The organism is Microbacterium sp. zg-B185 (assembly GCF_030246885.1).
Taxonomy (GTDB): Bacteria; Actinomycetota; Actinomycetes; order Actinomycetales; family Microbacteriaceae; genus Microbacterium.
Genome location: NZ_CP126739.1, coordinates 1,072,145 through 1,091,791 on the forward strand (window position 1 = coordinate 1,072,145; position 19,647 = coordinate 1,091,791).

Sequence of the window (19,647 nt, forward strand, 5' to 3'; positions counted from 1 at the left end):
CATGACCGACGTCGATCTTCAGGTCACCGACCCCGCCGAAGCGAGCGCGAAAGCAGCCACGCTGATCGAGTCGCTGCCCTGGCTGCAGCGCTTCAACGACCAGATCATCGTGATCAAGTACGGCGGCAACGCCATGGTCAGCGATGAACTGCAGGACGCGTTCGCGTCCGATATCGCCTACCTGCGTTACGTCGGCGTCAAGCCCGTCGTCGTCCACGGCGGCGGACCGCAGATCTCCTCGATGCTCGACCGCCTGTCGATCCCCAGCGAGTTCAAGGGCGGCTACCGCGTCACCAGCACGGAGGCCATCGGCGTCGTGCGGATGGTGCTGACCGGCCAGATCAACCCGCAGCTGGTGGCCAAGATCAACGCGCACGGACCCCACGCCGCGGGCCTGTCCGGCGAGGACGCCGGGCTGTTCGGCGGACGTCGCCGCGGCGTCATCCTCGACGGGGTGGAGCATGACCTGGGCAGGGTGGGCGACGTCGTCGAGGTCGACCCGCAGCCGGTGCACGACCAGCTCGCCGCGGGCCGGATTCCGGTCGTCTCGAGCATCGCCCCGGACCTGGATCGCCCCGGACATTCGCTCAACGTCAACGCGGACGCGGCAGCCGCGGCACTGGCGGTCGCGCTCGGTGCCGCCAAACTCGTCGTGCTCACCGACGTGGCCGGGCTCTACGCCGACTGGCCGAACCGGGACTCGCTCGTCTCGCACCTGAGCACGACCGAGCTGCGCACGCTGCTGCCCACGCTGGAGTCGGGCATGATCCCCAAGATGCAGGCGTGCCTGGACGCGGTCGAGGGCGGGGTGGAGACGGCGGCGATCATCGACGGACGGGTGCCGCACTCGGTGCTCGTGGAGATCTTCACAAGCAAGGGAATCGGAACAGAGGTGGTCCTCGGATGAGTTGGCAGGATGACGCAGGGCGCGACCTGGTGCGCAGCTTCGGCGACCGGATGGAGCTGTTCGTCCGTGGGGAGGGCGCCTACCTGTGGGATGCGGACGGGCGACGCTACCTGGACTTCCTCGCCGGCATCGCGGTGAACTCGCTGGGTCACGCGCACCCGGTGTTCGTCGAGGCGATCGCGGCGCAGGCGGCGACGCTGGCGCACGTGTCGAACTACTTCGCCACGCTTCCGCAGCTGGAGCTCGCCTCTCGGCTCAAGCGCCTCGCCGGTACCGGTGACCGCGGCCGCGTCTACTTCGGCAATTCCGGTGCCGAAGCCAACGAGGCCGCCTTCAAGCTCGCCCGCCTGCACGGTGCGCCGACGGAGGGCGAGGCCGCGCGTCCGCGCATCCTCGCGCTGACCGACGCGTTCCACGGCCGCACCATGGGAACGCTCGCCCTCACCGGCAAGCCCTACATGCAGGAGCCGTTCCTTCCCATGGTTCCGGGTGTGGAGTTCATCGATTCCACCATCGAGGCGCTGGAGGCAGCACTGGATGACCGCGTGGCCGCGCTCTTCGTCGAGCCGATCAAGGGTGAGGCGGGTGTGCTGGATCTTCCCGAGGGGTACCTGCGCGCGGCCCGTGAACTCACGCAGCGGCACGGAGCGCTGCTGATCGTCGACGAGATCCAGACCGGTGCCGGTCGCACGGGGGAGTGGTTCGCCTTCCAGCACGCGGGCATCCTCCCCGACGCAGTGACCGTCGCCAAGGGCATCGGCGGCGGCTTCCCGATCGGCGCGCTGATCACCTTCGGCGAGGCCAGCGAGCTGTTCTACCCGGGTACGCACGGCTCCACGTTCGGCGGAAACGCACTGGGCACCGCCGTCGCCGGCGCGGTCCTCGGCGAGATCGAGAACGAGGGTCTCGTGGCCAACTCCGCCGAGCGGGGACGCCAGCTGCGCGCCGCCATCGGCGCGATCGACACGGCGCTGGTCGACGGATGCCGCGGCCAGGGCCTCCTGATCGGCGTCGCGCTGCGGCATCCGGTGGCCAAGGCTGTCGTCGCCGCCGCGCAGGAGCACGGACTGATCATCAACGCGCCCAACGACCAGACCATCCGCCTGGTGCCCCCGCTGAACATCGGAGACGTCGAGATCGACGAGTTCGTGCGTCTGTTCACCGCCGCGCTGCGGACGGTGGAGGACGCCCTGGTGCTGGAGACGCCGGCCGCGGCCGCCGCGAACGGGGTCTCGGCATGACCCGGCACCTGCTGCGCGATGACGACCTGACTGCGGCTGAGCAGTCCGAGATCCTGGACCTCGCCGTCGCCTTGAAGAAGGACCGGTGGAAGCTGAAGCCGCTCGCCGGCCCGGAGACCGTCGCGGTGATCTTCGACAAATCGTCCACGCGCACGCGCGTGTCCTTCGCGGTCGGGATCGCCGATCTCGGGGGGACGCCGCTGATCATCTCGACCGCGAACAGTCAGCTCGGCGGCAAGGAGACGCCGTCCGACACGGCCCGCGTGCTCGAGCGGCAGGTCGCGGCCATCGTCTGGCGCACCTACGCGCAGGCCGGCCTGGAGGAGATGGCCGCCGGCACCCGCGTTCCGGTGGTCAACGCGCTGAGCGATGACTTCCACCCGTGCCAACTGCTGGCGGATCTGCTGACGATCCAGGAGCACAAGGGCGAGCTGCGCGGGCTCACGCTGGCGTTCTTCGGCGACGGCCGCTCCAACATGGCCCACTCCTACATGCTCGCCGGGGTGACCGCGGGAATGCACGTGCGCGTGGCATCACCCGAGTCCTACTCGCCGCGCGAGGACGTCGTTGCCGATGCCGACCGGCGGGCCGCCGAGACCGGCGGTTCGCTGACGCTCTATACGGATCCGGTAGAAGCCGCCGCATCCGCCGACGTGATCGTCACCGACACGTGGGTGTCCATGGGCAAGGAGGAAGAGAAGCTGGCACGCCTGCGGGACCTCGGCCAGTACAAGGTCACGCGCGAGCTGATGTCCCTGGCCCGGCCGGACGCGATCTTCATCCACTGCCTTCCCGCCGATCGTGGTTACGAAGTCGAAGCCGAGGTCATCGACGGCCCGCAGAGCGTCGTGTGGGATGAGGCCGAGAACCGACTGCACGCGCAGAAGGCCCTCCTGGTGTGGTTGCTTCGTCAGGAGTAGCCCCACCCCCGGCCACCGCGGTCGGCTGGTTCGGGTCCAGGTGGGAGCGGCTGAACGGTGCGCAGCGCATCGGCGGTATCGACCTGGCCCGCGGCCTCGCGGTGATCGGCATGATCGCCGCGCACCTGCTGTGGCTTGCGGACGTCGACTTCGAGGACGCATCCACCTGGGTGGGCGTCGTGGAGGGCCGCTCCTCGATCCTGTTCGCGACGCTCGCCGGCGTGTCGATCGGGCTCGTCACGGGCGGCCGTCACCCGCTGCCGCCTCCGCAGCTGCGCGTGGCGCGCGGGCGGCTGGTGGTGCGGGCAGCGGTGCTCTGGGTGATCGGCATCCTCCTGATCGCCACCGGGGTGCCGGTGTACGTGATCCTGCCCGCGTACGCGATCCTGTTCCTGCTCGCTCTGCCCCTGGTCTCGCTCGGTGCGCGCGCACTGTTCCTGCTGGCCGGGGCGCTCGGCGTGGTGATGCCGTTCGCGGTCGTCGCCCTGGACCGCCTGCCCTTCTGGTCCACATGGAACGGACAGCTGGTGGACCAGGCCCTCGGGTGGCACTATCCCTTCCCGGTCTGGATCGCGTTCGTGGTCGCGGGCATCGGCGCCGCACGCTCCGGCGTCCTTCGCGCTGAGGTGCAGCTGTGGCTCCTGGGCGCCGGCGCCATTCTCGCGGTGGTGGGCTACGGCCTGCACGGCGCCACCGGAGCCCGTCAGCCGACCGAACCGACGTCCTTCTGGGGGGCGGTCTGGACGGCGGATCCGCACTCCAGCGGCGTGCTCGAGGTGATCGGCTCGGGGGGTTTCGCGCTCGCCGTGATCGGGTTCTGCCTGCTGGCGTGCCGGACCGTCCTGGTGTGGGTCGTCCTGCCGCTGCGCGCCGTCGGCGCCATGCCGCTGACCGCCTACACCGCCCAGCTGGTGATCTGGGCGATCGCCGCCACGGCGATCCTGGGCAATCCCGGCGACCTCGGCGGATTCCGCGACCTGGAGCCGTTCTGGCCCCTCACGATCGGCCTGATCGTCGGCTGTACGGCATGGGCGCTGCTGGTCGGCCGCGGCCCGCTGGAGTGGGCGATGGACCGGCTCGCACGAGTGCTGGTGCGGCGCGGTTAGGCTGAGCGGATGAGCGATACGAAGCCGGAAGGCACCAACGAGGGAGCCCTGTGGGGCGCGCGATTCGCGTCGGGACCCGCACCGGAGCTGGCCGCGCTGAGCCGCTCGACCCACTTCGACTGGGATCTCGCGCTCTATGACATCGCCGGTTCGCACGCGCACGCGAAGGCGCTCGCCGCCGCGGGGTACCTGAACGCCGACGAGGAGACGGCCATGCACGCCGGCCTCGACGCGCTGGCGCAGAGGATCGTCGACGGCACCCTGCTCCCCGGCCCGAACGACGAAGACGTGCACGGCGCGCTGGAGCAGGCGCTGATCGTCGCGGTGGGTTCCGAGCTCGGCGGCAAGCTGCGCGCGGGACGGAGCCGCAACGACCAGATCGCGACCCTGATCCGCATGTACATGCTGGATCACTCGCGCACCATCGCCCGGGACATCCTCCGAGTCGTGGACGCGCTCGTGGCGCAGGCCGAGGCGCATCCCGAGGCGATTATGCCGGGTCGCACTCACCTGCAGCACGCGCAGCCGGTGCTGCTCGCTCATCACCTGCAGGCCCATGCCTGGCCGCTGGTGCGAGACCTCGAGCGCTTGCGGGACTGGTCCGCCCGAGCGTCCGTGTCACCGTACGGCGGAGGCGCCCTCGCCGGCGCCACCCTGGGGCTGGACCCTCTGCTGATCGCGCGCGAGCTGGGGATGGCCCGCCCGGCCGAGAACTCCCTGGACGGCACGTCGGCGCGGGATGTCGTGGCGGAGTTCGCGTTCATCGCCGCCATGATCGCCGTGGACATCTCGCGGTTCGCCGAGGAGATCATCATCTGGAACACCCGTGAATTCGGTTTCGTCACATTGGATGACGGCTACTCCACCGGGTCGAGCATCATGCCGCAGAAGAAGAACCCCGACATCGCCGAACTCGCGCGCGGCAAGGCCGGACGCCTGATCGGCAATCTGACCGGCCTCCTCGCGACGCTGAAGGGACTGCCGTTGGCGTACAACCGCGACCTTCAAGAGGACAAGGAGCCGGTATTCGACTCGGTCCGGACGCTCGAACTCGTGCTGCCCGCCTTCGCAGGCATGGTGGCCACCCTTCGATTCGACACCGAGCGGATGGCGCAGCTCGCGCCGCAGGGCTTCTCGCTGGCCACGGATGTCGCCGAGTGGCTGGTCAAACGCGGCATCCCCTTCCGCGATGCCCACGAGATCTCCGGGGCGCTGGTCCAGCTGTGCGAGCAGCGCGGTCTCGAACTCGACCAGGTCACCGACGAGATGCTCGCCTCGGTGTCACCGCACCTGTCGCCGGACGTCCGGCAGATCCTCACGATCTCCGGTTCGGTCTCCAGCCGCGACGGAGTCGGCGGCACCGCGCCCGTGCGCGTGACCGAACAGAGGGCGGAGCTGATCTCGCGCGTTCAGGCCGCGGCACACGCTCTCGGTCTCTGACGGCGTCCCGGCCCGCTGACCGGGTGCCTCACCAGATCGCCAGGCGCACCAGCGCGCCGACGATGCACGCCCAGAGCAGGCTGGAAAGCGTCCCGATGATGAAGCGCTCGCGCGCCTCGGCGGCGGCGAGCTCGGAGAACCGGCCGACGCCCTTGATCGCCACGACGATGGCCAGCGCCTCCGGGAAGCCGACGATGAGGGACATCACCACCGCGAGTCGCTCGAGGTAGCCGATCGTCGTGCCGCCCCGCAGCACCTCCGTCGGCGCGGTGGGTTCGGCTCCGTCCGTGACGCCCGCGGCCTGAGCGTCGAGCATGATGCCGCCGTTGGCTCCGTCCCGCACCCGGCCGTGGGTGGCGATCTCGAGGATGCGCCGCGTGACCGGGTTCCCGCCCAGAACAGCCACCGCGGTGCCCAGCAGGGCGACGATCAGGCCCATCAGAAGCGGAACGTTGACGGGGGAGACCACGACGACGATCAGTGCCAGCAGTACCAGCACGCCTGCCGCGATGAGCGGGACGGTGCTCGGGCGCCGCAGGCTGAGAATGATCAGCACCAGCGCTGCGCACATCGCAAGGAACAGGAAGATCGACAGCAGTGCGACGATGATCGCCTCGGGGAAGAGCACGGGCATGCGGTCAGTCTTGCACGGGGTCCGTGGCCGAACCGGAGTCCAGAGCCGCCAGTGTGCGCTCCAGCGCGGGAATGGCGGCTTCCTCCAGACGGAGGCCGCCGGCTTTGGCCCGCAGGCTCACCGCCGTGGGCGTGATTCGCAGCCGCGCGGCGATGTCCTTCTGCGTCAGACCTTCCTCGAGCAGATCGGCGACTTCCCATCCCTGCGCGGAACGGCGATCGCGCAGATCGACCAGCAGGCGAAGATAGGCCTCGGCATCCTGCGCCGCACGGAAATCCGCGGCGGCCACCGCCACGCGACCGGGCGCGTTCTTGGCTCGATCCACGGCGTCACGGGCGAGCACGAACGCCGGCCCACGACCGGCGCGGATGTCGTCAGGGAGCGGCGTGTCCACGCTGCCCACGCCGAGCCCCACACTCCAACCGCCGTCGCGCAGCAACGCCAGCGCGATCGCCAGCGCGCCGGCGGCGCTGCCGGTGAGGGCCTGAAGCTCGTCGCCCGCGTTGCGCTGCACCGGGATCGCGAGTCGGTCACCGGCCGCCCGCTGGACCAGGTCCACTCCGGCGGGGACCAGGTCGGCGCTGGTCCGGCTGTCGCGCTGGTCCGCGGTGAGAACGAACACGGTCCTCCCCAGTGATAAGTCAATGAACTTCATTCAGTTGGATCATGCTACAAGACTTAACGGATCTGCGCGATGTGCCGGTGAAGCTCGCGGGCATATCTGAACTCGATGAGGTCCGTCGGCTTACCGGGGTCGGGCGCATCGAGGAGGCCGGCGGCCCGCTGATAACCTGGCACGCGTGTCTTCTCCCGCCCTGACTGCGAGCGTCCCCGCCAACGATCCGACGTTCGAGAACGTCTGGGACGAACTGGTGTGGCGAGGGCTCGTCCACGTCTCCACCGATCAGGACGCCCTGCGGGCACTGCTGGCCGGACCGCCCGTCGTGTACTACTGCGGCTTCGATCCGACCGCGCCGAGCCTGCACCTGGGCAACCTCGTCCAGCTCCTGGTCATGCGCCGGCTGCAGTTGGCCGGGCATCGGCCCCTCGGGCTGGTCGGCGGGTCGACCGGACTGATCGGGGATCCCCGGCCCACGGCCGAGCGGGTGCTGAACACCAAAGAGACGGTCGCCGAGTGGGTGGGCTACCTGCAGGCGCAGGTCGAGCGGTTCCTGAGCTTCGACGGCGACAACGCCGCCCGGATGGTCAACAACCTGGACTGGACCGCGCCGCTGAGCGCCATCGACTTCCTCCGGGAGATCGGGAAGCACTACCGGGTCGGCACGATGCTCAAGAAGGATGCCGTCAGCGCACGGCTGAACTCCGACGAGGGCATCAGCTACACGGAGTTCAGCTACCAGATCCTGCAGGGGCTGGACTACCGCGAGCTGTTCCTGCAGTACGACTGCGTGCTGCAGACCGGCGGCAGCGACCAGTGGGGGAACCTCACCAGCGGCGTCGATCTGATCCATCGCGCCGAAGGCAGGAGCGTGCACGCCATCGGCACGCCGCTGATCACCAACAGCGACGGCCGCAAATTCGGCAAGAGCGAAGGCAATGCGGTCTGGCTGGACGCGAAGCTCACCAGCCCGTACGCGATGTACCAGTTCTGGCTGAACACCGATGACGCGGACGTGGCGGACCGGTTGAAGGTGTTCACCTTCCTCACCCGGGCCGAGATCGAGCAGGTCGCGGACGCGCATGCCGCGGAGCCCTTCCGCCGCATCGGCCAGAAGCGGATCGCACTCGAGGTGACCAGCCTCGTGCACGGCCCGGATGCCGCCGCCGCGGCGATCGCGGCATCCGAGGCCCTCTTCGGCCAAGGCGACCTGACCGCGCTGGATGCCGGGACGCTGCAGAGCGCCCTGCGCGAGCTGCCGCACGCCGAACTGCCGCCAGGGACGCCGGTCGTCAATGCTCTCGTGGACACCGGCCTGGTCGGCAGCCTCAGCGAGGCTCGTCGCGCCATCGCACAGGGAGGGGTCACGCTGGATGGCGTCAAGGTGCCCGACGACACGGCCGTGGTCGCCGGATCGCTGCCCGGCGGGGTGTCGGTGCTCCGCCGCGGGAAGAAGACGCTGTCCGGCGTGTTCATCGCCGGAAACTGAGTCCTGCACCACCGCGCACCCGGTCGCCGCACGCATGCCGTTCACGCCGAGCCACGCCGTCGTCGCCCTGCCGTTCGTGCGGACGCCGCTGGTGCCCGCCGCGATCGCCGTCGGCGCGATGGCACCGGACCTTCCGCTGTTCGTGCGCGGACTGCCGCTGCACTACGGGCTCACGCACGACCTGTGGTGGCTGCCGCTGACCGTGGCGCTGGCACTGGCGCTGCTGCTGGTCTGGCGCTGCCTCCTGCGACCCGCGGTGCGCGAGCTGTGTCCTGACTGGCTCGCCGCACGCCTGCCGGAGTCGTGGGACGCCCCGCCCGGGGATGCGCTCCGGGAGACCTTCACGGCCCGCGCGGACCGACGGTCCGTCGACGACCGCGGCCAGGTGCGCAGCCCGTCGATGCGCGGCGCCCTGCTGCTGATCGCGTCGCTCGTCCTGGGTGTGCTCAGCCATATCGTGTGGGACCTGTTCACGCACGAGGGCCGCTGGGGGGTGCGCGTGCTTCCGGGGCTGGACCGGCCCTGGGGTCCGCTCGCCGGTCACACCTGGCTGCAGCACGGGTCGTCCGTGGTCGGCCTCGGCATCATCGCGGCGTGGGCGCTCCTCTGGCTGCGGCGCGCGGATCGACGCGAGCCGCCCCGCCGGGTGCTGCCGGCCGCGGTGCGCTGGGGATGGTGGGCCTGCCTGCCCGTGTTCCTGGTTCTGGCGTGGGTGATCGGCCTGGCGATGTTCGGCCCGCTCACGCAGAGCTGGACGATCCCGCACCTGGCCTATCGCGTGCTCCCGCCGGCGTGTGCGCTGTGGGGAGGCCTCACGCTCGTACTGGCCGTGCTCGTCCAGGTGGTGCGCGCGCCGCGTGCGGTCCGCCCCGGCTAAGGCCGGCCGGACCACGTCGGGGTGTCGCGTCCCCACGGTCGCGGCGGTCGGTAGTCCACCGGGCCGCCGGCGTACGCGAGCGCCGGTGCAGTGGTGACCAGCGTGATGCCGTCGATGTCGAACTTCTGCAGGTGCGGGGCGGGATCGACCACCGGATCGGACGGTTCGGGGGAGGAGCTGCGCGGCATGCCGAGCAGCTCAGCGGCGACGCGGCGGAGGGAGACGTCCACGAGCCACGATCCGCCATCGGCATCCTGGTGACGGAATGCCGACATCACCCCCGCCGCCAGAAGGTAGCCCGCGCTGTGGTCGAGAGCCTGTGCCGGCAGCGCGCCGGGTCGTTCGCCGTCGGGCGACTCGATCCAGGAGATCCCACTGGCGGCCTGCACCAGGCTGTCGAAACCACGGCGGTCCGCCACCGCGGGCTCTGCGCCCCAGGCGGTCAGACGCGCGACGACAAGGCCGGGATGCCGGTCGATGAGCTGGTGCGGCCCCAGACCGAGCCGTTCCATCGCCGCGGCGCGGTAGCCGGTGACCACGACATCGGCCGACGCCAGCAGTTCATCGAAGACGGCACGAGCGTGCGGCGCGTGCAGGTCCAGCAGCGCCGACCGCTTGCCGTGGCCGCTGTCCAGGTGCTGCCACTCCGGCTCCGGAAGTCCCGGGGGATCGATCCGCAGAACCTCGGCACCGAGAAGGGCGAGCGCGCGAGTGGCCACCGGTCCGGCGATCACGCGGGTCAGATCCAGCACGCGGATGCCGCGCAGCGGCGCCTCCCCGGCCCGCCCGGCGCGGGACCGGGGGTGCGCGGCGCCGGAGTGCCGGAGATGGACGAGGGGTGCACCGCGCAGTGCCGCATCGAGCGTCGGGTTCTCACGGGACACCGCCACGCACAGACCACCCGCGGATGTGATCGCCTGCGTCGCGACAGCCGCCGGCATTCCGCGGAGTGCGGCCGCCACGGTGATCGCGTCAGCCCCCGGCGTCAGCCCCAGTCCGCGTCGCAACTCCGCCGCATGGTGCGGGTAGTTGCCGTGCGTGCGGACCCAGCTGTCCGATGACCGGAAGAAGCCGGACAGCGGCGCCCACACCGGGGGCTGCTCGTCGTCGAGCAGAAGATGCCGTTCGCTGGAGTACGACACCGCGACGCGTGCCGGATCGAGAGCAAGGGCGCGCCCACCGCTGAGCGCCCCGGCCGCCAACGCAGACGCACCCACGCTCGCCCAGGCCAGAGATGCGACGTCCGTGCGCGCCGGGAGCGGAACCGGGGGCGCCGTGTCGATGAACGCGGAGGATGAGAGTGGGCCTCCGCCGAGTGCAGCCCAGGTGCGCTCGAGCAGCAGGCGCCGGGCGGAGGGGGAGACGCTCATGCCCCTCCCTCACGGACGAACAGGTGTGGGAGGGGCGAGTGCACGCGCATGGCTGGAGGCTACCGCCGCCGCAGCTCGGCCGACCAGCCGATCGTGAGGGCGACGTGAGTCCGTCGGATCCACGGAAAGCGCCCCCGACCAGGCAGACACGCCCGGGACACGGCCCGGATTTGCCAGCCCCCCAGGCCCCACGTAATCTATTGATTGTTCGCCCCACAGGGAAGCGGAGAGGCCGGAAGGCTTCACCCCCCTCAAGTGGAGAACCACCCCCCATCCTTTCGAACTCTCATTGAGAGTTCGTGCCTCCGGGTTTAGGATGGAGGTCCTCACTCCTCGAAGCTGTCGATGAGTGCTGTTCGCTGACGTCTGAACGTCACGAACGGCCGATTTGACAGGCTGACGGAATGGGGTAAGATAGATGAGCTGCCCCGCGGACTGGCTGATACGCCGAAGCGCAGGGCACCTGATCTCTCTTCGTGAGACGCGGTCGATGATCGTGCTTCCGGCGGAAACGTTGGATTGTGCGGATTTGACAGGCGGGTCGCGGGGAATAAGATAGAGAAGTTGCCCTGATGGGGATGCCGAGAGGCTGACCTGCGGGAGCATCCGATCCTTGAGAACTCAACAGCGTGCACTTGTCAAATGCCAAAAAACCTCGCGGTCAGCTTTGCTGGCCGGTGAGATTCTTTTGAGATTAAACGGATTTGTCAGTAATGACATCCGATCGTCAGTTCAAACTCGCTCGGTCGAACCTATTCCGGTTCGTTCGCAGCAAAATTCTTTTACGGAGAGTTTGATCCTGGCTCAGGATGAACGCTGGCGGCGTGCTTAACACATGCAAGTCGAACGGTGAAGGAGAGCTTGCTCTCTGGATCAGTGGCGAACGGGTGAGTAACACGTGAGCAATCTGCCCCTGACTCTGGGATAAGCGCTGGAAACGGCGTCTAATACCGGATACGAGCTGCGAAGGCATCTTCAGCAGCTGGAAAGAACTTCGGTCAGGGATGAGCTCGCGGCCTATCAGCTAGTTGGTGAGGTAATGGCTCACCAAGGCGTCGACGGGTAGCCGGCCTGAGAGGGTGACCGGCCACACTGGGACTGAGACACGGCCCAGACTCCTACGGGAGGCAGCAGTGGGGAATATTGCACAATGGGCGCAAGCCTGATGCAGCAACGCCGCGTGAGGGACGACGGCCTTCGGGTTGTAAACCTCTTTTAGCAGGGAAGAAGCGAAAGTGACGGTACCTGCAGAAAAAGCACCGGCTAACTACGTGCCAGCAGCCGCGGTAATACGTAGGGTGCAAGCGTTATCCGGAATTATTGGGCGTAAAGAGCTCGTAGGCGGTTTGTCGCGTCTGCTGTGAAACCCCGAGGCTCAACCTCGGGCCTGCAGTGGGTACGGGCAGACTAGAGTGCGGTAGGGGAGATTGGAATTCCTGGTGTAGCGGTGGAATGCGCAGATATCAGGAGGAACACCGATGGCGAAGGCAGATCTCTGGGCCGTAACTGACGCTGAGGAGCGAAAGGGTGGGGAGCAAACAGGCTTAGATACCCTGGTAGTCCACCCCGTAAACGTTGGGAACTAGTTGTGGGGTCCATTCCACGGATTCCGTGACGCAGCTAACGCATTAAGTTCCCCGCCTGGGGAGTACGGCCGCAAGGCTAAAACTCAAAGGAATTGACGGGGACCCGCACAAGCGGCGGAGCATGCGGATTAATTCGATGCAACGCGAAGAACCTTACCAAGGCTTGACATATACGAGAACGGGCCAGAAATGGTCAACTCTTTGGACACTCGTAAACAGGTGGTGCATGGTTGTCGTCAGCTCGTGTCGTGAGATGTTGGGTTAAGTCCCGCAACGAGCGCAACCCTCGTTCTATGTTGCCAGCACGTAATGGTGGGAACTCATGGGATACTGCCGGGGTCAACTCGGAGGAAGGTGGGGATGACGTCAAATCATCATGCCCCTTATGTCTTGGGCTTCACGCATGCTACAATGGCCGGTACAAAGGGCTGCAATACCGTAAGGTGGAGCGAATCCCAAAAAGCCGGTCCCAGTTCGGATTGAGGTCTGCAACTCGACCTCATGAAGTCGGAGTCGCTAGTAATCGCAGATCAGCAACGCTGCGGTGAATACGTTCCCGGGTCTTGTACACACCGCCCGTCAAGTCATGAAAGTCGGTAACACCTGAAGCCGGTGGCCCAACCCTTGTGGAGGGAGCCGTCGAAGGTGGGATTGGTAATTAGGACTAAGTCGTAACAAGGTAGCCGTACCGGAAGGTGCGGCTGGATCACCTCCTTTCTAAGGAGCATCTGGCACTCTTCGGGGTGTCCAGGCGCCGGATTCGGGACGTATGTTCTCGACCGGTAGCTCATGGGTGGAACATTTGATGAGGTGCGAAGGAAGGTGTTTTTCACTCAGTACGCTGCTTGCAGCCGGAACGGTGGGGGATGGTGGAGATCGCACATGCACGCTGTTGGGTCCTGAGGGACCGGATGTGCTCGGATTTTTTCGGGCCAGACGATTACTCAGGACCTTTTCTGGTTTGCCGGTTTCGGTGAGCGGGGGAGGGTACCGCCCGTACTTTGAGAACTACACAGTGGACGCGAGCATCTTTGAGATGGCTTTCGTGATGGATGTGCCGGCTTGCTGGTGTGTGTGTTGCGTAGGTCGTTTCATCAAGATGATCTTTTAAAGATCATTAGTCAATTTCAAACCGGATTTAGGTCCGGGCCGAAGAGACGAACTCATGTGATTTTCAAGTCTTTAAGAGCAAACGGTGAATGCCTTGGCATCTGGAGCCGAAGAAGGACGTAGCAATCTGCGATAAGCCTCGGGGAGTGGATAAGCACACTTTGATCCGAGGATGTCCGAATGGGGAAACCCCGCTGGGCGGCGTGCCGACCTAGTGACTCCCGCCTGAATATATAGGGCGGGTAGAGGGAACGTGGGGAAGTGAAACATCTCAGTACCCACAGGAAGAGAAAGCAACCGCGATTCCGTTAGTAGTGGCGAGCGAAACCGGAACAGGCTAAACCGAGTACGCGTGATATCCGGCAGGAGTTGCGTATTCGGGGTTGTGGGACTTTTCGGGCTGCTCTGCCGAGCAGCCGGCGTTACAAGAAGGTATAGACGAACGGCATTGAAAGGCCGGTCATAGAGGGTGTGAACCCCGTAGTCGAAATGCCTCCCTTGGCGCGAAGAGTATCCCAAGTAGCACGGGGCCCGAGAAATCCCGTGTGAATCTGTCAGGACCACCTGATAAGCCTAAATACTCCCAGATGACCGATAGCGGACAAGTACCGTGAGGGAAAGGTGAAAAGTACCCCGGGAGGGGAGTGAAATAGTACCTGAAACCGTTTGCTTACAAACCGTTGGAGCCTCCTTAGTAGGGGTGACAGCGTGCCTTTTGAAGAATGAGCCTGCGAGTTAGCGATATGTGGCGAGGTTAACCCGAGTGGGGTAGCCGTAGCGAAAGCGAGTCTGAATAGGGCGATTCAGTCGCATGTCCTAGACCCGAAGCGAAGTGATCTATCCATGGCCAGGTTGAAGCGACGGTAAGACGTCGTGGAGGACCGAACCCACTTAGGTTGAAAACTGAGGGGATGAGCTGTGGATAGGGGTGAAAGGCCAATCAAACTTCGTGATAGCTGGTTCTCTCCGAAATGCATTTAGGTGCAGCGTTGCGTGTTTCTTGCCGGAGGTAGAGCTACTGGATGGCCGATGGGCCCTACAAGGTTACTGACGTCAGCCAAACTCCGAATGCCGGTAAGTGAGAGCGCAGCAGTGAGACTGTGGGGGATAAGCTTCATAGTCGAGAGGGAAACAACCCAGACCACCATCTAAGGTCCCAAAGCGCGTGCTAAGTGGGAAAGGATGTGGAGTTGCTTTGACAACCAGGAGGTTGGCTTAGAAGCAGCCACCCTTGAAAGAGTGCGTAATAGCTCACTGGTCAAGTGATTCCGCGCCGACAATGTAACGGGGCTCAAGCACGCCACCGAAGCTGTGGCATTGATATTATTGGTAGGCCTTCGTGGTCCAGCCGTATTGATGGGTAGGAGAGCGTCGTGTGGCCAGCGAAGCGGCGGTGTGAACCAGCCGTGGAGGCTACACGAGTGAGAATGCAGGCATGAGTAGCGAAAGACGTGTGAGAAACACGTCCTCCGAAAGACCAAGGGTTCCAGGGTCAAGCTAATCTTCCCTGGGTAAGTCGGGACCTAAGGCGAGGCCGACAGGCGTAGTCGATGGACAACGGGTTGATATTCCCGTACCGGCGAAGAACCGCCCAAACCAATCCAGTAATGCTAAGTGTCTGAATCCCAGTGACCGATCCCTTCGGGGTGAGGCGTTGGGCCTAGCACACGACCCTATGCTGAGGCGGTTAGCGTATTAACAGGTGTGACGCAGGAAGGTAGCCCAAGCCAGGCGATGGTAGTCCTGGTGCAAGTGCGTAGGCCGAGTGATAGGCAAATCCGTCACTCATTAAGGCTGAGACACGATGCGGATAAAAAGTGGGTGATCCTATGCTGCCAAGAAAAGCATCGACGCGAGGTTCAAGCCGCCCGTACCCCAAACCGACTCAGGTGGTCAGGTAGAGAATACCAAGGAGATCGAGAGAATCGTGGTTAAGGAACTCGGCAAAATGCCCCCGTAACTTCGGGAGAAGGGGGGCCTTCGACGTATTAGGACTTGCTCCGAAAGCGTTTGGAGGCCGCAGAGACTAGTGGGTAGCGACTGTTTACTAAAAACACAGGTCCGTGCCAAGTCGCAAGACGATGTATACGGACTGACGCCTGCCCGGTGCTGGAAGGTTAAGAGGACCGGTTAGCCGCAAGGCGAAGCTGAGAATTTAAGCCCCAGTAAACGGCGGTGGTAACTATAACCATCCTAAGGTAGCGAAATTCCTTGTCGGGTAAGTTCCGACCTGCACGAATGGCGTAACGACTTCCCAACTGTCTCAACCGCGAACTCGGCGAAATTGCATTACGAGTAAAGATGCTCGTTACGCGCAGCAGGACGGAAAGACCCCGTGACCTTTACTATAGTTTGGTATTGGTGTTCGGTGTGGCTTGTGTAGGATAGGTGGGAGACTTTGAAGCGTGGACGCTAGTTCATGTGGAGTCATTGTTGAAATACCACTCTGGTCACTCTGGATATCTAACTTAGAACCGTAATCCGGTTCAGGGACAGTGCCTGATGGGTAGTTTAACTGGGGCGGTTGCCTCCTAAAGAGTAACGGAGGCGCCCAAAGGTTCCCTCAACCTGGTTGGCAATCAGGTGGCGAGTGTAAGTGCACAAGGGAGCTTGACTGTGAGACTGACAGGTCGAGCAGGGACGAAAGTCGGGACTAGTGATCCGGCAGTGGCTTGTGGAAGCGCTGTCGCTCAACGGATAAAAGGTACCTCGGGGATAACAGGCTGATCTTGCCCAAGAGTCCATATCGACGGCATGGTTTGGCACCTCGATGTCGGCTCGTCGCATCCTGGGGCTGGAGTAGGTCCCAAGGGTTGGGCTGTTCGCCCATTAAAGCGGTACGCGAGCTGGGTTTAGAACGTCGTGAGACAGTTCGGTCCCTATCCGCTGCGCGCGCAGGAAATTTGAGAGGATCTGACCCTAGTACGAGAGGACCGGGTTGGACGAACCTCTGGTGTGTCAGTTGTTCCGCCAGGAGCACCGCTGATTAGCTACGTTCGGGATGGATAACCGCTGAAAGCATCTAAGCGGGAAGCCGGCCTCAAGATGAGATTTCCATGCCTTCGGGCGAGAGGCTCCCAGCCAGATTACTGGGTTGATAGGCCGGATGTGTAAGCGTGGCAACACGTGCAGCTGACCGGTACTAATAAGCCGATGACTTGATAATCACCGTTCCAGGTGCTTGCGTCCACTGAGTGGTTCTCGATGTACGGTCGAGAACCGCATGAGCTGCGTCCACGCAGCGACCGCTACATTCGTGTAGCAATTCATGCTTTTGAACGATTGAAACATCAATAGTGTTTCGGCGGCCATAGCGTGAGGGAAACGCCCGGTTACATTCCGAACCCGGAAGCTAAGCCTCACAGCGCCGATGGTACTGCAGGGGGGACCCTGTGGGAGAGTAGGACACCGCCGGACTTCTTTCGTGAAATGGCCACCCATCGCTGGGTGGCCATTTCTCGTTAACGCACCGACCCGGGGAGGATCAAGGACATGGCAGACGACGATCCGACCCGACGCTCACGCGAGGGCGAACCTCCGCAGCGCCGGCGCAGCACCCCCGACGGCTCGCGCCACGAATCGAGTGGCCGCGCCGAGCGCGCTCCGCGCGCCGGCGACAAGAAGCCGTACGTCAAGCGCGACGCCGATCGACCCGCGTATCCGAAGCGCGACGGCGAGAAGAAGCCTTACGCCGCCCGTGAGGGTGAGCGCAAGTCCTACCCACCGCGTGATGGTGAGCGGAAGCCGTACGTCAAGCGCGACGGCGACCGACCCGCGTATCCGAAGCGCGACGGCGAGAAGAAGCCTTACGCCGCCCGTGAGGGTGAGCGCAAGTCCTACCCGCCGCGTGAGGGTGAGCGGAAGCCGTACGTCAAGCGTGACGGCGACCGACCCGCGTATCCGAAGCGCGACGGCGAGCGGAAGCCGTACGTCAAACGCGACGGCGAGCGACCCTCGTACCCGCCGCGCGACGGCGAGCGCAAGTCCTACCCACCGCGTGATGGTGAGCGGAAGCCGTACGTCAAACGTGACGGCGAGCGACCCTCGTACCCGCCCCGCGATGGTGAGCGGAAGCCGTACGTCAAGCGCGACGGCGAGCGACCCTCGTACCCGCCGCGCGACGGCGAGCGCAAGTCCTATCCGCCCCGCGATGGTGAGCGGAAGCCGTACGTCAAACGCGACGGCGAGCGACCCTCGTACCCGCCGCGCGACAGCGAGCGCAAGTCGTACCCGCCCCGCGACGGCGAACGCAGGTCGTTCACCCCGCGCGACGGCAGTAGCCGACCGCCCCGCGCCGGCACCGGGCGCGACGAGCGACGAGACGATCGTCAGTCCCGTCCCGAAGAACTTCGTGCGGTCCGTTCCTCATTCGAGGAGCCCGTCGTTCCGGACGAGGTCGTGGCGACCGATCTGAACGCGGCGGCGCGCAACCAGCTGAAGACACTGAGCAAAGAGAATGCCGACGCCGTCGCCCGACACCTGGCGATGGCAGCCGAGGTGATCGACGCTGATCCGCAGCTGGCGCATCAGCACGCAATCGCCGCCACGCGCCGCGCGGGACGTATCGGAGTTGTCCGGGAGACGGCGGCGATCACTGCCTACGCGATCGGCGACTACGCCCTCGCGCTGCGCGAGCTGCGCACGTACCGTCGCATCTCGGGCAGTGACGATCAGATCGCGCTGATGGTCGACAGCGAGCGCGGTGTCGGGCGACCCGATCGCGCGCTCGAGGTGGGTCGCGCTGTCGACCGGGCCTCCCTCGCCCAGTCCGTCCGGGTCGAGCTCGCGATTGCGATGTCCGGCGCCCGCCTGGACCTCGGCGAGACCGAGCGCGCACTCCAGGAGCTGGACATTCCCGAGCTGGACCCGGATCGCGCGTTCGAGTGGAGCCCTGCGCTGTTCTCCGCACGCGCGACGGTTTTGGAAGAGCTCGGCCGAGACGACGAAGCGCGCGAATGGCACCGACGGGCCGACGTGGCGCAGGCGGCGCTTGACGCGGCTGACGGATCCGACGACCTCGAGGTGCTGTACGTCGAAGAGGTGCTCGAGGACCCCCGCTTCGTCGAGGATGAGGGCACCACGCAGGACGAGCTCGTCGAGGATGAGCCCGTCGAGGGGGACCTCTCGGTCGAGGATCTCGCCGAGGATGAACTCCCCGCCGAGGAACCCTCTGCTGAGGACGAGCCCGTCGACGAGGAGCTTCCCGTCCCGGACGCTCGGAATGCCGCGTCCCCGGACGAGGAGGCAGCCGACTCCGAGAGCCAGGACTGATGGCGCTGTTCGCCCGCCGGTCGCCGGAGCGCGCACCGCTTGACGGTGTCGACGTCGTCCTGGCAGATCTGGACGGCGTCGTCTATGCGGGCGATGGCGCACTGCCTCATGCGGTCGAGAGCCTGAATCTCAGTCGTCCCGGACGCCGCATCGGCTACATTACGAACAACGCGTCCCGCACCGACGTCTCCGTCGCAGCCCACCTCAGCGCCTTGGGCCTGGCCACAGCGCCCACCGACGTGGTGACCAGCCCACAGGCCGCGGTGCGGCTGCTCACCGACCGGGTGGCAGCCGGTTCCACCGTGCTCGTCGTCGGCGGCGACGGGCTGGTCGACGAGCTTCAGAAGGCCGGCTTCGTGGTCACCCGCAGCTCCGCCGACGACCCCGCCGCGGTCGTTCAGGGGTTCGCCCCCGAAGTGGGCTGGACGCAGCTCGCTGAAGCGTCCTACGCACTTGCTCTTCCTGAAGAGGAGGGCGGCATCCCCTGGATCGCGACGAACACGGACTGGACGATCCCGCAAGCACGGGGGATCGCCCCGGGAAACGGCACCCTGGTGTCGGCCGTCCACACCGCCGTCGGCCGACTGGCCACGGTCGCGGGCAAACCCGAAGTGCCGATCTTCGACGAGGCGGTGGCGCGCTTCGCCGCACAGCATCCGCTCTTCCTCGGAGACCGGCTGGACACGGACATCCTCGGAGCAAACCGTGCCGGCATCCCCTCCGCGCTCGTGCTGACCGGGATAGACCGGCCCAAGCACGTGCTGGCAGCACCGGCCGGGTCGCAGCCGACCTACATCCTCCGTGATCTGAGGGAGCTGCACGTGCCCTACCCTCACGCCGTGGTCAGCGACGGCGTCGTCACGGTCCGCGGCGCCAAGGTGCGGGTGGACGGCGCCGATGTGCGCATCCTCGCGGAGGGTGACGATCCCGTCGATCTGCTCCGCGCCGGAGCGAAGGCGATCTGGGACACCGGTCGGGCCATCTACGGGTTCCGAGTGCCGGAGCGGCTGTACGCGGATCCGTTCCGTCGTCCCTGACCTTCGCGGGATCTCCCGCTCCGGGACATATCCTGAGGGC

At 65.7% G+C, this 19,647-nt stretch carries 12 protein-coding genes and 3 rRNA genes; 12 read left to right on the forward strand and 3 right to left on the reverse strand.

Annotation, left to right across the window (positions count from 1 at the left end):
* The first annotated feature begins 1 nt into the window (after position 1).
* Genes argB through argH form a run of 5 tightly spaced genes read left to right on the forward strand, consistent with a single transcriptional unit; the run spans position 2 to position 5,614 of the window.
* On the forward strand, positions 2 to 907 hold the full coding sequence (argB, locus tag QNO12_RS05045; RefSeq protein ID WP_257502655.1) for an acetylglutamate kinase: 906 nt from the start codon (positions 2 to 4) through the stop codon (positions 905 to 907).
* Entirely contained in the window at positions 904 to 2,148 is a 1,245-nt protein-coding gene (locus tag QNO12_RS05050) for an acetylornithine transaminase (protein ID WP_257502654.1), read from the forward strand. The genes argB and QNO12_RS05050 overlap by 4 nt, the downstream gene beginning before the upstream one ends.
* The gene (argF, locus tag QNO12_RS05055; RefSeq protein WP_257502653.1) at positions 2,145 to 3,068 is read left to right on the forward strand and encodes an ornithine carbamoyltransferase; all 924 of its coding nucleotides are present in this window, start codon (positions 2,145 to 2,147) and stop codon (positions 3,066 to 3,068) included. Before QNO12_RS05050 ends, argF begins: the two co-directional genes overlap by 4 nt.
* Positions 3,047 to 4,174 (forward strand): heparan-alpha-glucosaminide N-acetyltransferase domain-containing protein, encoded by a 1,128-nt coding sequence (locus QNO12_RS05060; RefSeq protein ID WP_257502652.1) that lies wholly within the window; start codon positions 3,047 to 3,049, stop codon positions 4,172 to 4,174. The genes argF and QNO12_RS05060 overlap by 22 nt, the downstream gene beginning before the upstream one ends.
* 9 nt (positions 4,175 to 4,183) lie before the next feature.
* On the forward strand, positions 4,184 to 5,614 hold the full coding sequence (argH, locus tag QNO12_RS05065; protein WP_257502651.1) for an argininosuccinate lyase: 1,431 nt from the start codon (positions 4,184 to 4,186) through the stop codon (positions 5,612 to 5,614).
* Between the two features lie 28 nt (positions 5,615 to 5,642).
* On the opposite strand, the gene QNO12_RS05070 is transcribed toward argH, so the two are convergent.
* Both QNO12_RS05070 and QNO12_RS05075 read right to left on the reverse strand, forming a co-directional pair.
* Positions 5,643 to 6,248 carry a hypothetical protein gene (locus QNO12_RS05070; protein ID WP_257502650.1) on the reverse strand — a complete coding sequence of 202 codons (606 nt, stop codon included), beginning with the start codon at positions 6,246 to 6,248 and terminating at the stop codon, positions 5,643 to 5,645.
* Between the two features lie 4 nt (positions 6,249 to 6,252).
* Entirely contained in the window at positions 6,253 to 6,903 is a 651-nt protein-coding gene (locus tag QNO12_RS05075) for a SatD family protein (RefSeq protein WP_257502649.1), read from the reverse strand.
* Positions 6,904 to 7,048: 145 nt separating this feature from the next.
* Here QNO12_RS05075 and tyrS point away from each other — a divergent pair, with 145 nt between their 5' ends.
* The gene (gene tyrS, locus QNO12_RS05080; protein WP_257502648.1) at positions 7,049 to 8,356 is read left to right on the forward strand and encodes a tyrosine--tRNA ligase; all 1,308 of its coding nucleotides are present in this window, start codon (positions 7,049 to 7,051) and stop codon (positions 8,354 to 8,356) included.
* A 34-nt stretch (positions 8,357 to 8,390) separates the two neighbouring features.
* Complete coding sequence (locus QNO12_RS05085) at positions 8,391 to 9,233, forward strand: DUF4184 family protein (RefSeq protein ID WP_257502647.1); 843 nt, start codon at positions 8,391 to 8,393, stop codon at positions 9,231 to 9,233.
* Here the strand turns inward: QNO12_RS05085 and QNO12_RS05090 are convergent.
* Entirely contained in the window at positions 9,230 to 10,603 is a 1,374-nt protein-coding gene (locus QNO12_RS05090; protein WP_257502646.1) for a CoA transferase, read from the reverse strand. The two genes, QNO12_RS05085 and QNO12_RS05090, sit on opposite strands and share 4 nt — an antisense overlap.
* Positions 10,604 to 11,384: 781 nt before the next feature.
* Between QNO12_RS05090 and QNO12_RS05095 the strand changes: the two genes are divergently transcribed.
* From QNO12_RS05095 to QNO12_RS05115, 5 genes are all read left to right on the forward strand, one after another.
* Positions 11,385 to 12,906, forward strand: a 16S ribosomal RNA gene (locus QNO12_RS05095).
* A 455-nt stretch (positions 12,907 to 13,361) separates the two neighbouring features.
* A 23S ribosomal RNA gene (locus QNO12_RS05100) occupies positions 13,362 to 16,465 on the forward strand.
* 134 nt (positions 16,466 to 16,599) lie between these two features.
* Positions 16,600 to 16,716, forward strand: a 5S ribosomal RNA gene (gene rrf, locus QNO12_RS05105).
* The 16S, 23S and 5S rRNA genes sit together here, the layout of an rRNA operon.
* Positions 16,717 to 16,791: 75 nt before the next feature.
* Positions 16,792 to 18,570: a chromosomal replication initiator protein DnaA gene (locus tag QNO12_RS05110; protein ID WP_257501686.1), complete on the forward strand. Its 1,779-nt coding sequence runs from the start codon at positions 16,792 to 16,794 to the stop codon at positions 18,568 to 18,570.
* Positions 18,570 to 19,607 carry an HAD-IIA family hydrolase gene (locus QNO12_RS05115; protein WP_257501687.1) on the forward strand — a complete coding sequence of 346 codons (1,038 nt, stop codon included), beginning with the start codon at positions 18,570 to 18,572 and terminating at the stop codon, positions 19,605 to 19,607. Before QNO12_RS05110 ends, QNO12_RS05115 begins: the two co-directional genes overlap by 1 nt.
* The last annotated feature ends 40 nt before the right edge of the window (positions 19,608 to 19,647 follow it).

Excerpts from the sequence above, each read along its gene's own strand:
- argB (WP_257502655.1), top strand. The coding sequence starts at position 2 with ATGACCGACGTCGATCTTCAGGTCACCGACCCCGCCGAAGCGAGCGCG.
- QNO12_RS05050 (WP_257502654.1), top strand. The coding sequence starts at position 904 with ATGAGTTGGCAGGATGACGCAGGGCGCGACCTGGTGCGCAGCTTCGGC.
- argF (WP_257502653.1), top strand. The coding sequence starts at position 2,145 with ATGACCCGGCACCTGCTGCGCGATGACGACCTGACTGCGGCTGAGCAG.
- argH (WP_257502651.1), top strand. The coding sequence starts at position 4,184 with ATGAGCGATACGAAGCCGGAAGGCACCAACGAGGGAGCCCTGTGGGGC.
- QNO12_RS05070 (WP_257502650.1), bottom strand. The coding sequence starts at position 6,248 with ATGCCCGTGCTCTTCCCCGAGGCGATCATCGTCGCACTGCTGTCGATC.
- QNO12_RS05075 (WP_257502649.1), bottom strand. The coding sequence starts at position 6,903 with ATGAAGTTCATTGACTTATCACTGGGGAGGACCGTGTTCGTTCTCACC.
- QNO12_RS05085 (WP_257502647.1), top strand. The coding sequence starts at position 8,391 with ATGCCGTTCACGCCGAGCCACGCCGTCGTCGCCCTGCCGTTCGTGCGG.
- QNO12_RS05090 (WP_257502646.1), bottom strand. The coding sequence starts at position 10,603 with ATGAGCGTCTCCCCCTCCGCCCGGCGCCTGCTGCTCGAGCGCACCTGG.
- QNO12_RS05110 (WP_257501686.1), top strand. The coding sequence starts at position 16,792 with ATGGCAGACGACGATCCGACCCGACGCTCACGCGAGGGCGAACCTCCG.
- QNO12_RS05115 (WP_257501687.1), top strand. The coding sequence starts at position 18,570 with ATGGCGCTGTTCGCCCGCCGGTCGCCGGAGCGCGCACCGCTTGACGGT.